This is a genomic window from Rhodococcus sp. 15-725-2-2b, assembly GCF_002259075.1.
In the GTDB taxonomy this organism is placed as follows: domain Bacteria; phylum Actinomycetota; class Actinomycetes; order Mycobacteriales; family Mycobacteriaceae; genus Rhodococcoides.
Genome location: NZ_NPFL01000023.1, coordinates 67,811 through 84,096 on the forward strand (window position 1 = coordinate 67,811; position 16,286 = coordinate 84,096).

The window sequence follows — 16,286 nt, forward strand, 5'->3', positions numbered from 1 at the left end:
CACGACAGCATGAAAGTTTCTGAGTCGATCGCCGACAAGGTCCAGTCGACCATCCCGATAGGGCTGCAGATCCAGGGCGCTCATTTGTACGACAAGACCCGACGGTGGGTGACTGGCACGAATGGCAAGAAGATCTTCGTCGAAAGTCCCATCCCACCGGTCGAGGATGTCGAGCTCGCCGACATCGACCTCAGTAACCCCTTTCTTTACAGACAAGGGCGGTGGCAGTCGTACTTCGAGCGCGTGCGGAACGAGGCACCGGTGCACTACCAACCCAATAGTCCGTTCGGCCCGTTCTGGTCGGTCACGCGCCATGCCGATATCGTGGCCGTCGACAAGAATCACGCTGTGTTCTCGGCCGAACCGTTCATCGTCATCGGCGTTCCGCCCCGGTTTCTCGATATCGAGATGTTCATCGCGATGGACCCACCACACCACGACAAGCAGCGCGCTGCCGTCCAGGGGGTTGTCGCACCGAAGAACCTCCGGGAGATGGAGGGACTGATCCGATCGCGCGTACGGGAGGTATTGGACGACCTCCCCTTGAACGAGCCGTTCGACTGGGTGCAGAATGTCTCGATCGAGTTGACAGCTCGGATGCTCGCAACTCTTCTGGATTTCCCCTACGAACAACGCCGCAAACTCGTCTACTGGTCCGATTTGGCAACCTCGATGGAGCAAGCCAACGGTGGGCCCTCGGACAACGACGAGGTGTTCGAAGGCATGCGTGACATGGCCCGTGGCCTCAGCGCTCTCTGGCATGACAAAGCAGCCAGGAGGTCTGCAGGGGAAGAGTCCGGTTTCGATCTGATCACCATGTTGCAGAGCAACGAGGACACCAAGGATCTGATCGATCGTCCGATGGAATTTCTGGGCAACCTCGTCCTGCTGATCGTCGGTGGCAACGACACCACGCGAAACTCGATGAGCGGTGGCGTTCTTGCGTTGAACCAATTCCCCGACCAGTTCGAGAAATTGAAGGCCAATCCCGATTTGATCCCCAACATGAACTCGGAAATCATCCGATGGCAAACACCCTTGGCGTACATGCGCCGAATCGCCAAAGCCGACACCGTTCTGAACGGACAATTCATCCGCAAGGGTGACAAATTGGTGATGTGGTATGCCTCGGGTAACCGCGACGAACGCGTTTTCGAGAATCCTGATGATTTCATCATCGATCGTGCCAATGCGCGCAATCACATCGCGTTCGGATTCGGTGTGCACCGGTGTATGGGCAATCGGCTGGCCGAAATGCAGCTGCGGATTCTGTGGGAGGAGTTGCTTCCCCGCTTCGAGAACATCGAGGTCGTCGGCGACCCCGAGTATGTTCAGTCGAATTTCGTGCGGGGCATCAGCAAGATGATGGTGCGCCTGACGCCTACTTCCAGCGTATGACATCGCAACGGGCGATCATCGTCGGCGCAAGCCATGCTGGGGCACAACTGGCAGCTAGTTTGCGCCAAGAAGGTTGGACAGGCGACATCGTCCTCATCGGTAACGAGTCTGCCGCTCCCTATCAACGCCCCCCGCTGTCGAAGGCATACCTGGCGGGCAAATGCGTACTCGACGATATCGCCATTCGCAGCACGGACTTCTACTCCAAGCAAGGTATTCAGCTCCTGAACGCGCAGGTGGAGACCATCGTTCGGTCGGAAGGCAACGTCGTTCTCGACACCGGGGAGAAGCTGGCCTACGACAAGCTCGCGCTGTGCACGGGAGCCCGCCCTCGTCGGCTCACCGTTCCCGGGGCCGATCTCCACGGGGTCTACTACCTGCGCACCGCAGCGGACGTCGAGAGGATCCGTATGGCCACCGGCCCTGGCCAGCGGGTGGTGATCATCGGAGGCGGCTACATCGGACTCGAGACAGCGGCATCGCTGCGCGCACTGGGCGTACAGGTCACAGTCCTCGAGGCAACTGGGCGTGTGCTCGAGCGGGTCACTGCTCCCGAGGTATCGACGTTCTTCGAGCGGATACATCGCGAACAGGGAGTCGACATCAGAACGAACGCGATGGTTCAGGGCCTGTCCGGTGACCGTGAGGTTCGTGAAATCACCTTGGCCAGCGGAGAATCGATCCCCGCAGATATGGTCATCGTCGGTGTCGGCGTCGAGCCGAACACCGACCTCGCCGCCGATGCGGGTCTTGTCATCGACAACGGCATCGTGATCGACGATCACACTCGGACCAACGACCCCGACATCATGGCGGCGGGGGACTGCGCGAGCCACGACATGGCCCGTTACGGCCGTCGACTACGGTTGGAGTCCGTCTCGAGCGCAGGAGAGCAGGCCAAAGTCGCTGCGTCGACCGCCTGCGGGAAGTCCAGAAAAATCGAAGCGTTGCCGTGGTTCTGGTCGGATCAGTATCACTTCAAGCTGCAGATCGCCGGCCTCAACACTGGATACGACGAAGTGGTTCTCAGCGGTGACCCCACCCGCGACAGTGATTTCAGTTGCTTCTATCTCCAGGCCGGTGAGCTCATTGCCGCCGACTGCATAGGTCGCCCGCGCGAGTTCATGTACAGCAAACGGGTGATCGCCCAGCGACTCCCCGTCCAACGCGAAGACCTGATGCTCGGCGGACTCGCGCGCAACTGACCGATCCTTCGGTCGTTGTGCACACAACAGCAACCGGTTTGCTCAGAGAAGGGAACATCAGCGATGACCATGACAGACCGCCCGCCCGGAGCACATACTACGCAGCCACCACACGCATACCTGGGAGCAACGGACTTCCTCGACATCGAGCACGAATCCGTGCGGGCGTTCACCGCCGCGGCAATCGGAGATGCGAGCAGCGACCGTGACAAGGCCAGACGCCTCTTCGCCGCCGTCCGCGACCGAATCTGGTACGACCCATACACCGTGTCGGACGATCCGGCCCACTATCGAGCGAGCTTCGTCCTCGAGGCCGGGCGCGCTTACTGCGTCCCGAAGGCGGTGCTGTTGACCGCAGTGTGCCGGGCGGCGGGTATCCCAGCACTGCTCGGCTTCGCCGACGTCCGAAATCACCTGCAGACCGAGACGTTGCGCACGCTGATGGGCGGCACCGACCTGTTCGTCTACCACGGCTACAGTCGCCTCTACATCGAGGGCCGGTGGTTGAAGGCCACGCCGGCATTCAATGTCGAGTTGTGCGCTCGTTTCGGCGTGCCGCCAGTGGAATTCGACGGCGATCGCGATGCTCTCATGCATGCCTTCACCGCAGACGGAGCCCAGCACATGGAGTATGTCCGCGAACGAGGAGTCTTCGACGACCTACCCTTGAACGCGATCTTGACGGTGCTTCGGCACTCCTACGGCCCCACGATCTTCACGGGCGCTCACCCACTCGATGATGTTTTCACCGGCCGCACCCGGCCGGACGAAACTCCCGGGGATCGAAACCTTCCGCGGGAGTCTCGATGAACACAAGCGGTGAGAACATACGTCTTGAACCCCGTATCGCGGCCGACTGCCGATCGGTCGGAGCTCTCTCCGCGAACAACCACGGCGTGACCACTCGGACTACCTCGGACACCTTCGAATCGGGTGAGCCGATACCTGCTGGCAGAGCTGTGCCGTATGACTGTCTCGTCGGCGCGGCCGTGTTGAGGCCGACACCGGAAGTTACACCGAACAGACGAGACTCGCTCTGCCGCTGGAATTGCGGCTGCGGGCGATGAACGACCGATCCGAACGCCTCCCCGGGCACGAGACGCCGCGCGATACCCATATCCCTCTTTCGTGTGCGCAGCCACCACCGCGAGAGCGGCCCGAACGGCGTCTACCGATGTCTCTCATCTATGCAAGGAGCGCAGCAGATGACAAACAACGCACCTCACACCCCCGCCAGGACCGTAGCGATCACAGGTGGAGCTCGAGGCATCGGCTATCAGACAGCGAAGGAGTTGATTCGACGAGGCCACCGGGTCGCCATCGGCGACATCGACGAGGCACGTGCGAAGGAGGCCGCCGCCGAACTCGGGGTGAAGGTCGTCACCCGACTCGACGTCACCGAACCTGACTCGTTCACAACGTTTCTGGACCTGGTCGAACGTGAACTCGGACCCCTCGACATCCTGATCAACAACGCGGGCATCATGCCTACCGGCCACGCCCACGAAGAGGACGATGCAATAACCCGGAGGCAAGTCGAGATCAACGTCCTGGGTGTCATCTTCGGGACCAAACTGGCTCTTCAGCGAATGCTGCCACGCCGCACCGGACACATCATCAACACTGCGTCATTGGCCGGCGAGCTCGCGGTACCTGGTTTGGCGACCTACTGCGCTACCAAGTTCGCAGTCATCGGATTCACAGAGGCCGCACGACTGGAGTACCGCAAGTCAGGGGTTCGACTGTCCACAGTCCGCCCGACGTTCACCAACACCGAACTCGTCGCCGGAACCGCCGGCGCAAAGGGATTACGCAACGCCGAGCCGGAGGAAATCGCCCGCGCGACAGCAGATCTGATCGAGAATCCACGCCCCTTCGTCCGCGTCACCCGTCTCGCAGGCGCAATGGTCGCGGCGGTGAAATTCGTCCCCCGGCGGCTGGCGACCGGACTGGGTGCGGCCCTGAACACAGATTCGGTGTTCCTCGCGGACGTCGACATGACTGCTCCCCGAACGTATCTCGACAGAATCCAGAACAGCTGAGCATGCCGACACGCGCGCTCGACCAACCACCCGAAAGGCAGCCACAGTGCCCCACACGACTCTGATCGAGAACTATCCCCACCGGATGGGAGGGCACTGCGGGTCAGGTGCAATGCGAGACCTTCTCCATTGGCACGGTCTGGGATGGGACGGACCACCCGACGAGGGGTTGGTGTTCGCACTGGGTGGTGATCTCGGTTTGTCCTACCTGCGATCGGACGACCTGGTCCCACCGATGTACCTGGTCGGCCGCGGTGCCGACTTCGAGATCGACTTACCGCGCAGGCTCGGCGGACAAGTCGAGGTTCTCACGACCGACGATCCCGGTGAGGGATGGTCATGGGTTCGCGACGACATCGATGCGGGACGACCCAGTCTGGTCTGGGCCGATATCGCTGAGCTGCCCTACTTACGGGTGAAACTGCAGATGAGTCGCCACGACATCGTGGTGATCGGCTACGACGAGATCGGGGGGACTGCCTCGGTCGTCGACAACGATCGGGCCGACGTGCAGAAGATCCCGCTCGACGCGCTGGCTCGGGCGCGATCTTCCACCTCGTTCCCGCAACCGACACGTCACTGCACGTACCGAATCACGTGGCCGCAGACACTGCCGCCCGTGTCGACTGCCGCGGCCGCGGCCTTCGCCCGATCCGCCGCCAGCATGCACGCCCCATCGACACCGGGAATAGCCGACCACATACCAGCAGCCGGTGCCGACGGTTTGGCCGCGGTCGACCAGCTGGCAACCGACGTCAAGAGCTGGGTCGACCTTCCGCCCGATGACCTCGAGACGCTGCTGTTCAGTCTCGGTATCTTCATCGAAAAGGCCGGAACCGGAGGCGGGCTCTTTCGTCGGCTTCTCGCCGACGGCTGTACCGAGATTGCACGTCTGACCGGTGATCCCGCTACCGCAGACCTCGCGGTGGCCGCCGATCACTGCGCCCAGGCCTGGACCGAAACTGCCCGCGCCGGAACACAACGCGGTCTCGATGTACGAACACGCGCAGCTGCGGTGGCCGTGTCGGCTGCCAGACTGTCGGAACTCGAGCTGATCCTGGTGGAGTCCCTGGAGTCTGCTTCACGCTCGCTGTCCGCCATCACGAGATGATGCCCACCGTCGTTCGATGGCGCGCGGTACACGGGGCGCATCGCACTGTGCTGCAGCTGTCGTCGCCGACACCGTACGCCCTGGCGACCTCACTGATCGGCTTGGAAGAGTCGATGACCTCTCGGCACAGTTCGTCTTTGAACTCGGTGCTGAAAGATCGACGCGATCTGCTCATGCTTGTAGATCCCTATTCCAAGCGGGTCTAGTGTCCGAATCCCTGGGCCGATCAGATCACGACGCCAGCCACTGGGCTGCGGGGTGGATGACCCTCATCTGCAACCTCGCCGACGTTTTCAACGCTCGACGAGGCGACCTTGGCAGGTCCCCGATAAGTCGGGCCACCGTGTTCTAGATCCACGGTGTAGTTGATTCAGCGACCTCGCAGCCCTCGACCGGTTGGTGGTTGTGGGTGCATCGGGCAGCGTACGCCCCCGCAAGCGGGAGGGACCCCCAGGGCGGCGTGAGGTATCCGAGTGATGAGTGCCGGTGTCGATGGTTGTGGTGGTCTTTGAAGTCCTCGATCACCACCCTCGCTTCGAGCAAGCTCGTCCAGTGATTGCGGTTGAGGCCCTCCGTAGTCGATTGTTGACGGATTCGATGTGTCCGTTGTTCCACGGCGTCCCCGGCTGGATGTAGGAGATACCGACACGGTCGCGCAGAAATGTTGCAGCACATGGGAAATGAACTCCGGACCGTTGTCCATCCGCAGCACTTGCGGCGGCCCGTCCCACAGCACGAACGTCTTGTCGAGCTCGCCGGTCAGCCGCTGTGCGGTGATCGACCGCTCTACGATATTCAAGAGGGACTGCCGGGTGTGTTCGTCGATCATCGACGCGATCTTGATCGCCTTACCATCGACGGTCGAATCGAACTGAGAGTCCTTAGCCCACAACACTTTCGGGGCATCGGCTTCGACCTGCGGTCATGAACTGATGCCGGCGCGTTTGCGGGGATGGTAGATTCGAACCTGCAGACCCTCCTTCCAGAGCCGGTGGACCTTCTTCTTGTTCACCGACAAGCCCCTCGTCGTGCCTCAGATGCGCCCAGGCGCGGCGGAAGCCGTGCAGTGGATGCGAGCCTGCGTACGTCCGCAACGCGGCCCTCAGGGCTGCGTCGGCGATCGGTGTTCGTGCGTAGGTGGAGCGGGTAAGCCCAACAGCTTCGCACGCCCAGTCGTTTCGACAGACTCATGGTGTACACGAGCATGTCGACAGCGCTGCGCTTGGCGGCTGGGCTCAGAATCTTCCCTTTCGCTACCTCCCGCAGTGCATCTTTCTCCAGCTCGGCCTTGGCGAGCAACCGTTTGAGCTTGCCGTTCTGCTCGCGCAACTCTTTGAGTTCCTTCGCGGCATCGGTGTCCATCCCGCCGTACTGACGCCGCCAGTTGTACAACGTCGCCGCCGACACCTCGAGCGCCGCCGCGATCTCCTCCTGCGTCTTGCCCGCAGCGGTCAGTTCGTCGGCACTGCGCAGCTTGCGCACGATGCCCTCGACAGAGTTGCGTTTCCGTCCAGCCATGTTTTCCATCGTCCTATCCGCCCAGCTCATGGGCAACAAGGCTCTAAATCGAGATGGCTCCGTTCACTTGGGGACACGCCAACCTGTCAGCTGATTAATCCGACGGAAGTTCCCGAAACCATGTATCAGGTACTGCACGTACCTGATACTGTGCGAACACCTTATCGCGACGAGCTGCGCAGACAGAAGAGGAGACCGGTATCTATACAGAAATTGCTGGTCGAGCGACAGCCAGTCTTGTGACCTTTGGAAATTCGATTGCCCTCGCCGGCCAGGCACTGCGGTGGGCCGTGCGCGATATTGTCACCGGACGGTTTCCGTTTCGGGAGTTTGTCACACAGACGTGGTTCGTCATCACCGTAACGACGTTGCCAGCGATCCTGGTCGCGATTCCGTTTGGCGTCATCGTCTCGGTGCAGGTCGGAAGTCTAACCCAGCAGGTCGGGGCCACATCTATCGCCGGAGCCGCCGGTGGACTCGGGATCATTCAGCAGGGGGCACCGATCGTCACCGCGCTCCTGCTCGGTGGTGCGGCAGGGTCGGCCATCGCCTCTGACCTTGGCGCACGCACCGTCCGTGAAGAAATCGATGCCATGGAGACGCTCGGACTAAATTCGACACGTCGACTCGTCGCACCTCGATTCGTCGCGGTTCTCATCGTCGCTCCGATGTTATGCATGCTCATCGTGTTTACCGGTCTCGTGGCCGGCTACATCCTTAGCGTCAACGTCCAGGGCATCACGCCGGGGAGCTACGTCGCATCGTTCGCATCGTTCGCATCATCGGCGGACATCCTTGTAGCGCTGATCAAGTCAGTGGTGTTCGGTCTCGTGGTCGTGACAATCGCGTGTCATCGGGGCCTGTCCACGAAAGGTGGCCCCAAAGGTGTGGCCACATCTGTCAACGCCACCGTGGTCCTAGGGGTAGTGGCGTGCTTCGTCATCAACGTGTTCATCACCCAACTGACCATCATGTTCGTCCCGCAGACCATCGGATGACGGAGAACACGTGACCGCAGTACCATCCACCCGTTATACTTTTGTTACTCGTCCGATCGTGCGTGCTGTGACACCCCTCGCTGAGGTCCCCGCGCAGCTCGGGCACATTACAACATTCACCATCGACACCGTCGCCGGAATTCGGCACGTCGCAACCACCTATCGACGACAGACGTTTTTATTCATACAGGAGTTTGCCTGGGGACGAGGCGCTGTACTGGTCGGCGGGGGTACCGCGATCGTGCTTGTGATTCTCGGAATGGCTGTCGGGGCGTCCATCGGCATCCAGGGCTACGCCTCGCTAGACCTGGTCGGGATGGGGTCTCTTACGGGATTCATTTCGTCATACGCCAACACTCGAGAGTTGGCACCGATGATCGCCGCGATCGGCTTCGCAGCCCAGGCCGGCTGTCGCCTCACTGCGGAAATAGGTTCGATGCGTATCGCCGAAGAGATCGATGCGCTCGAGTCGATGGCGGTGCGGCCGATTCCGTACATCGTCAGCACGCGTGTAGTCGCGGCGATCACTACCATCATCCCCCTCTACATCGTAACGCTGATACTCAGTTTCGGCGCGGCCAAGCTGGTCGTCATCCTTCTACACGGCCAGTCGGCTGGCACCTATGACTTCTATTTCGATGCGTTCCTCAAACCGCAGGATTTGGCTTTCTCAGTCATCAAGGTCCTCGTTTTCGTGGTGTCGGTCGTCATCATCCACAGCTACCAGGGTTACTACGCCAGCGGCGGGGCAGAAGGCGTCGGCCGCGCGTCTGGTCGAGCGATCCGCAGCAGTCTCATCATCATCGTCGTGGAGGACATGATCTTAACCCTGTTGATGTGGGGTTTCGATTCGGGCGTCCAGATTTCGGGCTAGGAGTTCAAGTGGCTGTATTTCAAGATCCATCAGGACGCGCGCCCTCACTGGCGAACTTGACCCTGCGCGGGATCGGGGTTCTCGTCGTAGTGACGGTTGCCGGCTATCTTCTGGCGGGCAACGCGACCGGAAAATATGAAGACAACACGACAGTGACGATCACCACCGACGCGGTTGGTGACGGGTTGAAGGGCGGATCGGAGGTGAAGTATCGGGGCTTCACGGTGGGCAAGGTGTCCTCGGTGTCGGGGCGCGACCAAAGTGTAAATGTGAAAATCGAGCTCACCGGAGTGAACGACGACATCCGGTTGCGTCAGGGCATGGCCGTGAATTACACGTCCGCCAGCGCGCTGGGGCCGACGGCACTGGAGATTGTGGACCCCGGGCGGGGAGTCCTCATCCGTGATGGCGGCAGCGTCTATGTGAGCAAGCTGCAGTCCGAACACACTTCGGTATCGACCCTGATTCGAAAACTCTCGAAGCTGGTCGATGCTCTCGATCAGCCGGCGTTCAATTCTGTGGTGAAGTTTGTCGTCGATGATTCCCAAACGTTTGCCGATGCCGGCCAGCTCATGTTCCAGATCGCGCAGCTCACTCGGGACGTTCAACAGCGGCCAGTGGGCCAGGATTTGGCGATCGCGGCAGACCTGTCCCAGGGCGTTGCCGACTTCATGACGCCGTTCGTTCCGGGCATCCTCATAAACGTCGACGTCGCTGACTTCTTCGCCACCGACGAGGCCATCAAACAGGCCACAGGCAACCTCAACAGCACCGGCGAGGTTCTGTTCGGGGGACTGGGAGGACTGTTGAGCGAAAACTACCCGGCGTTGAGTTCGGTACTGGACGTCGGCCTCGATCTGGCGAGGCCGGTCGCCAGATCGGCATCGGGACTCGCGCAGACCATTTACACCATCCCGCAGATCCTGGACAGCATCGACAACGCCACGCCGCAAGTCGGCGAGCGAGTACAACTTCAGGTCGCCCTGGTAGTGCAGACGTCACCTGCGCTGCAGAGCGCGCTTGCAGCAGGAGGACCAAGAAGATGAAGCTCAAGTCGTTAATTCCCACCATCGTCAAGATCGTCGCGTTCGCCGCAGTCATCGGCGTTCTCACCTACGTGATCATCGCCATCCTCGAACCCAGCTCGGACGGAGCGAGTTCTGAACGGTCTGCGGTCTTCTCCGATGCATCTGGGCTCAAGCCTCGCGACGGTGTGCGTTTGGCGGGAGTAAAGGTCGGTTATGTGACGGCGATCGGCCTGAAAGGGCCCACCGCGGTCGTTCATTTCCAACTGAACAACGACGTCGCGATCACGTCGAGCACTACCGCCGCCGTGCGTTATCAGAATCTTCTCGGACAGCGATATGTCGAATTGATCGGTGCGGCACAGGGAAAGACACAGGGGGCGGCGCTTACACAGGTGGCGCTCGACAAGACCGTTCCCTCATTTGATGTGTCCACCTTGTTCAACGGGTTCAAGCCGGTGTTCGACACGCTTAACGCCGACGAGATCAATGAACTGCAGTCCAACTTGTTGCGCGTTGCTCAAGGTGATGGGAGGGGTATATCGCCTGTTCTGGAGCAGGTCGCCAACATCACCGCCTACGGGGACCAGCGGTCTGAGATCATCACGAATATTGTGACGAGCCTCGGCCAGGTCTCCGACCAACTCGAAGGCCGCTCGGCGCAGCTGGTCGAACTCGTCGACCAGCTGGGATCGATCGTCGACGCCTTCAGCCGCGTGAGTGACCGGTTGCGGGAGTCGCTGGGCGAGGTCAACCGGTCCATGGAGAAAACTGTCATCGCCGGGGAGCAACTTGAGTCAACGTACGACCAGAGTTTCGCGACGATCTATCAGCGTCTGGCGCGAGAACCCGGGGAGTTGGAGGGGCTACTGAATGGCGCGGTACTGCTCAAGCCCCTTATGGACTCGCTGAACGCTTCGACGAATTCCACGCCGACTGAGGCACGATGTTCGAAAGGCCTTCTGCCCCTGCCGGATACAGCTACGATTGCGCTTATGGGGCAACGATTGGTGGTGTGTAAGTGAGGTTGTTCAGTCGAAATCGACCGCATCACCAGTCCGAACGCAGACGCGACCTCATCGTCGCCGCTGTGGTGGTGGTGACCGTGGTGGTCGGTCTGGTAATCGCCGGGACCGTGTATATCGCACCGCCCGGCCAAAAGGTGTACTCGGCGCAACTGGTCAACACCGGAGGGCTGGAGTCGGGTGATCAGGTGCGTATAGCGGGGATAAGACAGGGAACGGTGTCGTCGGTGGACCTCGCGGGAACATTTATCACAGTCGAATTTCGACTCGACGACTCAGTGCCAGTCCGTTCGGATGCCACCGCAGCGGTTCGCCTGATCACGCCGATCGGCGGGCGAGTTCTGGATCTGGACCCAGGGTCAGGACCGACCTCGCTGTCGGGGGCGATCCCCCTTGTTCAGACATCGAGTACTTACGACATTTCGGACACGCTCGAGACGACGACGCCGGTGTTCCGCGATGTAAAGGGCGTCGATCTCCGTCAGACTGCGTCGCTGCTGCAGAATGCGTTCTCCGACGGCAACACAAACATTCCCGACGCACTGAGGAACACCAGCAGTTTGATGGAACTCTTAGAGCGACAGTACGGTCAGCTCGACAAAGCGGTCGCTCTATCCGATGAATACGTCAACGCTTTCGCCGATCAAAAACAGGTGCTGGTCGACTTTCTCCGTCAACTCAGCTTCCTTGCCAGTACGCTGGGACCTGATATCGAGAACGTCCGCGGCGGGTTCGACCTTCTCAGTCGTCTGTTCAAACTTCTCACGAGGCCGCTCGTGGCTTACAGCGATGGAATCGAACCGTCTGTCCAACAATACAAGACGCTCCTCGACAAGGTGTCGTCAGAGCTGCCAGGCTACTCCGATGCCCTGGCCCAGGTTGATCAGATCACTCAGCGCCTCGGCGTCCTCCTCCAGGCGCCGGTCGGTGCGTCGACTACCACAGAACCAGAGGTTCGTGTGTGCATTCCGAGTGGTGACGACAAATGTTGACTACATGGATCCGAAGACTGTTGCTCCTGATCGCCGTGGTGGTTGTGGTGGTCGCTAGTGTGGAAATAGGGGGGAGGGTGTCCGACGACACGCGCTCCCTGTGTGCCGAGTTCACCGACGCATCGGGCCTCTTCGAAGGCAACACAGTAGCCATGCTCGGCAAGAAGATAGGCAGCGTCGTCGGGGTGCACCAGAATAGTGATCAGTCCGGTGTAAGGATCGAAATGCGGATCGACAAGAGCGTTCCGCTGCCCGCCGACGTCGGCGCGACTCTGGTGTCGACATCCATCGTGACCGAACGTCAAATCGAGTTCACCAAGCCGTACTCTGATGGAGCCCGATACGAGACGGATCAGTGCATTCCGTTGAGTAAGACGAGAACCCCGCTGGGAATCAGTCAGACGCTCGACTCGATCAGCAACTTGTCCGAGGACCTGGTCAAGGACAACGGCAGGAACACCGACGCGATCTTGCAGTCCCTCGAGCTCGTCTCCCGCAATCTAGAAGGAACGCAGGGTGACGTGGCCGGGATCATCAAGGACTCAGCCACGCTCATCAACGACCCGGCAAAGCGGGATATGCAGATTCGCAGCATCGTCGGGAACCTCGCCGCACTGACGGGGGTGGCAACCGAGAACGACAAAGAGGTGACCGCCCTCTTCGACAACTTCGTAGGTGCCATCGAGGTCATCATCGCGTTCGGCCAGACCTTCGGCGCGGCAGTCGAGTACGCGGGGACGTTCGTTCCGATCCTCTCGAGGTTCGCAACAGATTTCGGTCCCCCGATATTCGCGATCGGTGATGCTGCCGTTCCGCTCATCGCCGACATGGGAGAGCAGCCGGACATGGTGGTAGCGATCGCAGCCCGCACGGCAGACCTCATCGTGAAACACCCCGATGCCAAGTCAATTGTGCAGGCGTTCGCAGTGTCGCTGCCTTTGCGAAGCCTGGTCGGTGGCTGCGCCGCGCCGGTGACAAACGGAGTCTGCGGGTCCAGCGATGTATCGAGGACGATCGCAGGGATGATGGGGGGAGGGGCCTGATGATCTCGGTAAATCGCGCATGCCTCGGACCCATGGTGGTCGCACTGATGGCAACGATAGTTTTCGTGACATCGTGTGGGATCAACGCCGACAATCCGCCGACGATAGCGACCTCCGACGCGGACGGTTACGACATCCAGATGGAGTTCACCAGCGCACTCAACTTGCCGGCCCTCGCAAAAGTTCTCTCGGGGGGAATCAGCGTCGGGTTCGTCGAAGATGTCACGTACGAGAACGGGCATGCGGTCGTGAAAGCTCGCATCGACAACACGACTCAGCTGCCGGGCGAATCGCGGGCTGAGCTACGTCAGGACACTCTCCTTGGTGAGATCTACGTTGCCATCCTTCCCCCAGCCGAGCCGTCGACGGGTGCCTTGCTGCGGTCGGGTTCGGTGATCCCGTTGGCACGGACCGAGCCGGCAGCAAATGTCGAGGACGTCATGCGCGGGATGTCGAATGTTCTCGGCGGCGGTGAGCTCGACAAGATCCACACCGCGATCTCGACATTGAACACCACGTTCCCCAAGGACTTGCAGCAATTCGACGCCCTGTATCAGACAACGCTGGAGACCGTCTCGGAGGTCTCCTCGAATACCGACAAACTCGACGTAGTGTTGAGGTCGGCTGATCAGACTCTGAAAGTGATCTTGGACGATCCGTCGGGAATCGACCGGATGCTGACCAAGGGCGGACGCAACTTTTCTGGCCTCGGCTACTCCCTGATCGAGGTCGCGTTACTCATCGCCAACTTGCGTGATTTCGCTGTGTCCGCGGGCAGGATCGTGGATCCGGAGTACTTACGGATCAAGGAGTCAGTGGCCGGGATCGCCCCGGTGATCGATTCGATCGCCAACTCCGACATCTACTCGAAGTCCGTCACGGAGCAGGCAACGAGCGTCATCCGCGACAAACTCATTCCATTCGTGCGGTCGCCCGACATCAACCTCTCGGACATCTCCATCGATGGTCGGGACCTAGCGCGGCGTGACGCCGAATCCTTCATAACCGTGTTGAGATCAATCGGAATGATGCCGTGAACCGCAGCAGCACGCTCATATCGATACTGGCTCTCGCCGTCGTGTTCGTCGTAGGGCTCGGCTACCTCGTCGTCGGCGTGGCACACATCAACCCCACCCGCTCCGAGTACTCGTTAACCGCCATCATCGACAGCTCAGGCGGTCTGCTGGACACATCGCCGGTGATGGTGCGGGGGGTACCCGTCGGAAAGGTGTCCTCGATCAACGTCGCGGATTCGGCAATTAAGGTCGAGATGACGATCGATTCCGACCACAAGATCCCCCAGGACAGCGAGATGTCTATCCAGAATCTGTCGCTCGCGGGGGAACAGTACATCAACTTCGTGCCCGCGGGCACGGCAACCGGTGGGTACTTCGATAACGGAGACGTGGTGCCCGCGGACGCGGTGCACGTGTCGCAATCGGTTCCCCAGGTGTTGCCAAAGTTGGCTGCAGTGGCAGATGGGCTCGACCCGGAATCGATCGAGTCCATCAACAAGACCGTCGCCGAGGCCGTCGCCGGACGGCAGGACGACCTCGACACGATCGGCGACATGATGCACCGTGTAGTCGATTTCGTCGGCAAAGATGGGTCCGTCCGGGTGACCGCGGACAACGCCGAGTTCCTGCTCGGCCTCTTGTCCAATGCCGGGGACGTCCTCACTACGGCATCTGTACGCACCCCTGACGCCGTGAACGGGCTGGCGCGGATTCAACGGGCGTTCATCAGGTTCACAACCACCTCGTACGACAAGTGGCCTCCCGTGTTGAAGCTTGTGGAAAAGCTCAACGGCTATATTCAGATCCTGCAGCCGGATCTGCTGACGATCACCCGGGCGGTGAAACCGGCGACCGAGAAAGTTGCCGACACATACGTCGACTTCGGGTCGATCGGCGACCTCCTCGGCCGAACTTTCCCGGCGTCGCGACCAGGTCGCGCCGAGGTCCCCGTCACCGTGTCGCCGCCACTACGGTGACGCCCCGTCCGCAAGCGACTGTCACCGTAAGTACACAGAAGGTCCCACATGACAAATGACGACCGAACGAAACCGCACCCCGAGCCCACTGAGGTCGAGGACAGCGCGGCAGCAGCGACGCCGGATGGCGATCTACTGATGGACGAAAACGCCCCAGCCGCGTCCGCCGTAGCCACGGCTGGGGCTGGAGACAGCGACGTCGAACCCCCCTCGCCAGGTGGGCACCGCTGGTCAGCATCGCCGCGATCACGTGCCGTGGTGGTTTCGGCCGTGATCGTGGTGCTCGCTGTGCTGGCCGGCGTGTTCGCCTACCTCTACCTCGAGGCCGACGAAGCGAAGTCGGTATTGGAAAACGACGCCGCGCAACGGGCCGCCGCGGCGAAGGCCGCCTCGGATTACACGACCAGATCCCTGACCTACAGCTACCAGAACACCGACGCCTTTTTCGCGGCAGTCAAAGAGGACGCGGGTGAGGCTCTAGTCAAGCGGTATGACGAGGTTCGGCCGACGCTGACCCAGATTATCCAGCAGGCCCAGGTGCAGGCGTCGGGACGCGTTCTGGCCACCAGCGTCACCGGTGACACCGGTGACACCGACGAAGAATACACGGTGATGGTCTTCGCGAGCCAGAAGACGCAGAACGTGCAGAATCCACAACCGAGTGAACTGCCGACATTGTTGAAGGTGGTCGTGACGAAAACCGCCCAGGGCTGGCAAATTCAGGACTATGGCCCAGCTGAATGAGGCGGCGGCTCCGCAGAAGGAGTTCCACGAAGAGCAAGATGCAGGACGGTACTCATTCTTCGACGCGGTCGCAGATGTCGGAGATGTCGGCGGGGTCGACGCCGGTGAGGAGTTGGGTGATCTCTTCGGGTTGCGGGTGCCACTCGATCGGGTCAGTTTGCGAGTGGTCGAACACCGACATAATCGGGAATGTCGGGATTTTGCAGGCCTCCTCGCCGTGCCGACGGTCAAAGACACAGCGATGGTCACCACGGCGCTGAAGATGGCGTTGTGACGACGAGATCACGGTGGACGCCGCGTCGGCTCAGGGCTCATCCA

General features: G+C 60.8%; 15 protein-coding genes and 2 pseudogenes. 15 read left to right on the forward strand and 2 right to left on the reverse strand.

Features of this window, described 5'->3' with window-relative positions; genetic code table 11:
* Positions 1-9: 9 nt before the first annotated feature.
* The 5 genes from CH306_RS27165 (at position 10) to CH306_RS27185 (ending at position 5,756) form a co-directional block, all read left to right on the forward strand.
* Positions 10-1,398, forward strand: coding sequence for a cytochrome P450 (locus CH306_RS27165; RefSeq protein ID WP_032364182.1), 1,389 nt, complete (start codon positions 10-12; stop codon positions 1,396-1,398).
* The gene (locus CH306_RS27170) at positions 1,395-2,603 is read left to right on the forward strand and encodes an NAD(P)/FAD-dependent oxidoreductase (RefSeq protein ID WP_094648404.1); all 1,209 of its coding nucleotides are present in this window, start codon (positions 1,395-1,397) and stop codon (positions 2,601-2,603) included. Before CH306_RS27165 ends, CH306_RS27170 begins: the two co-directional genes overlap by 4 nt.
* Before the next feature lie 69 nt (positions 2,604-2,672).
* Complete coding sequence (locus CH306_RS27175; protein WP_094643799.1) at positions 2,673-3,413, forward strand: transglutaminase-like domain-containing protein; 741 nt, start codon at positions 2,673-2,675, stop codon at positions 3,411-3,413.
* A gap of 395 nt (positions 3,414-3,808) precedes the next feature.
* Positions 3,809-4,645: an SDR family oxidoreductase gene (locus tag CH306_RS27180; protein WP_094648405.1), complete on the forward strand. Its 837-nt coding sequence runs from the start codon at positions 3,809-3,811 to the stop codon at positions 4,643-4,645.
* A gap of 46 nt (positions 4,646-4,691) precedes the next feature.
* A complete protein-coding gene (locus CH306_RS27185; protein WP_032370842.1) occupies positions 4,692-5,756 on the forward strand; it encodes a BtrH N-terminal domain-containing protein in 1,065 nt (354 codons plus the stop codon).
* A 55-nt stretch (positions 5,757-5,811) separates the two neighbouring features.
* Here the strand turns inward: CH306_RS27185 and CH306_RS29665 are convergent.
* Both CH306_RS29665 and CH306_RS27195 read right to left on the reverse strand, forming a co-directional pair.
* Positions 5,812-5,931, reverse strand: a pseudogene (locus tag CH306_RS29665) (transposase); the annotation flags it as partial.
* Between the two features lie 173 nt (positions 5,932-6,104).
* Positions 6,105-7,274 (reverse strand): annotated as a pseudogene (locus tag CH306_RS27195) (IS3 family transposase).
* 239 nt (positions 7,275-7,513) lie between these two features.
* Between CH306_RS27195 and CH306_RS27200 the strand changes: the two are divergent.
* The 10 genes from CH306_RS27200 to CH306_RS29305 are packed head-to-tail and all read left to right on the forward strand — an operon-like array spanning position 7,514 to position 16,242.
* Positions 7,514-8,272, forward strand: coding sequence for an MlaE family ABC transporter permease (locus CH306_RS27200; protein ID WP_027498258.1), 759 nt, complete (start codon positions 7,514-7,516; stop codon positions 8,270-8,272).
* A gap of 10 nt (positions 8,273-8,282) precedes the next feature.
* The gene (locus CH306_RS27205; RefSeq protein WP_094629837.1) at positions 8,283-9,146 is read left to right on the forward strand and encodes an ABC transporter permease; all 864 of its coding nucleotides are present in this window, start codon (positions 8,283-8,285) and stop codon (positions 9,144-9,146) included.
* Between the two features lie 8 nt (positions 9,147-9,154).
* Positions 9,155-10,192, forward strand: coding sequence for an MlaD family protein (locus CH306_RS27210; protein WP_032370846.1), 1,038 nt, complete (start codon positions 9,155-9,157; stop codon positions 10,190-10,192).
* A complete protein-coding gene (locus CH306_RS27215) occupies positions 10,189-11,196 on the forward strand; it encodes an MlaD family protein (protein WP_032370847.1) in 1,008 nt (335 codons plus the stop codon). The genes CH306_RS27210 and CH306_RS27215 overlap by 4 nt, the downstream gene beginning before the upstream one ends.
* A complete protein-coding gene (locus CH306_RS27220; RefSeq protein ID WP_032370848.1) occupies positions 11,193-12,188 on the forward strand; it encodes an MlaD family protein in 996 nt (331 codons plus the stop codon). The genes CH306_RS27215 and CH306_RS27220 overlap by 4 nt, the downstream gene beginning before the upstream one ends.
* Positions 12,182-13,231 carry an MlaD family protein gene (locus CH306_RS27225; protein ID WP_094648406.1) on the forward strand — a complete coding sequence of 350 codons (1,050 nt, stop codon included), beginning with the start codon at positions 12,182-12,184 and terminating at the stop codon, positions 13,229-13,231. The genes CH306_RS27220 and CH306_RS27225 overlap by 7 nt, the downstream gene beginning before the upstream one ends.
* Entirely contained in the window at positions 13,231-14,268 is a 1,038-nt protein-coding gene (locus CH306_RS27230) for an MlaD family protein (protein ID WP_032370850.1), read from the forward strand. Before CH306_RS27225 ends, CH306_RS27230 begins: the two co-directional genes overlap by 1 nt.
* Positions 14,265-15,224: an MlaD family protein gene (locus CH306_RS27235; protein WP_230593002.1), complete on the forward strand. Its 960-nt coding sequence runs from the start codon at positions 14,265-14,267 to the stop codon at positions 15,222-15,224. The genes CH306_RS27230 and CH306_RS27235 overlap by 4 nt, the downstream gene beginning before the upstream one ends.
* 48 nt (positions 15,225-15,272) lie before the next feature.
* The gene (locus tag CH306_RS27240; RefSeq protein WP_032370851.1) at positions 15,273-15,968 is read left to right on the forward strand and encodes a hypothetical protein; all 696 of its coding nucleotides are present in this window, start codon (positions 15,273-15,275) and stop codon (positions 15,966-15,968) included.
* A complete protein-coding gene (locus CH306_RS29305; protein ID WP_032370852.1) occupies positions 15,952-16,242 on the forward strand; it encodes a hypothetical protein in 291 nt (96 codons plus the stop codon). The genes CH306_RS27240 and CH306_RS29305 overlap by 17 nt, the downstream gene beginning before the upstream one ends.
* Positions 16,243-16,286: the final 44 nt, after the last annotated feature.

Coding starts and splice junctions, on each gene's coding strand:
- CH306_RS27165 (WP_032364182.1), top strand. CDS start 10: ATGAAAGTTTCTGAGTCGATCGCCGACAAGGTCCAGTCGACCATCCCG.
- CH306_RS27170 (WP_094648404.1), top strand. CDS start 1,395: ATGACATCGCAACGGGCGATCATCGTCGGCGCAAGCCATGCTGGGGCA.
- CH306_RS27175 (WP_094643799.1), top strand. CDS start 2,673: ATGACAGACCGCCCGCCCGGAGCACATACTACGCAGCCACCACACGCA.
- CH306_RS27180 (WP_094648405.1), top strand. CDS start 3,809: ATGACAAACAACGCACCTCACACCCCCGCCAGGACCGTAGCGATCACA.
- CH306_RS27215 (WP_032370847.1), top strand. CDS start 10,189: ATGAAGCTCAAGTCGTTAATTCCCACCATCGTCAAGATCGTCGCGTTC.
- CH306_RS27225 (WP_094648406.1), top strand. CDS start 12,182: ATGTTGACTACATGGATCCGAAGACTGTTGCTCCTGATCGCCGTGGTG.
- CH306_RS27230 (WP_032370850.1), top strand. CDS start 13,231: ATGATCTCGGTAAATCGCGCATGCCTCGGACCCATGGTGGTCGCACTG.
- CH306_RS27240 (WP_032370851.1), top strand. CDS start 15,273: ATGACAAATGACGACCGAACGAAACCGCACCCCGAGCCCACTGAGGTC.
- CH306_RS29305 (WP_032370852.1), top strand. CDS start 15,952: ATGGCCCAGCTGAATGAGGCGGCGGCTCCGCAGAAGGAGTTCCACGAA.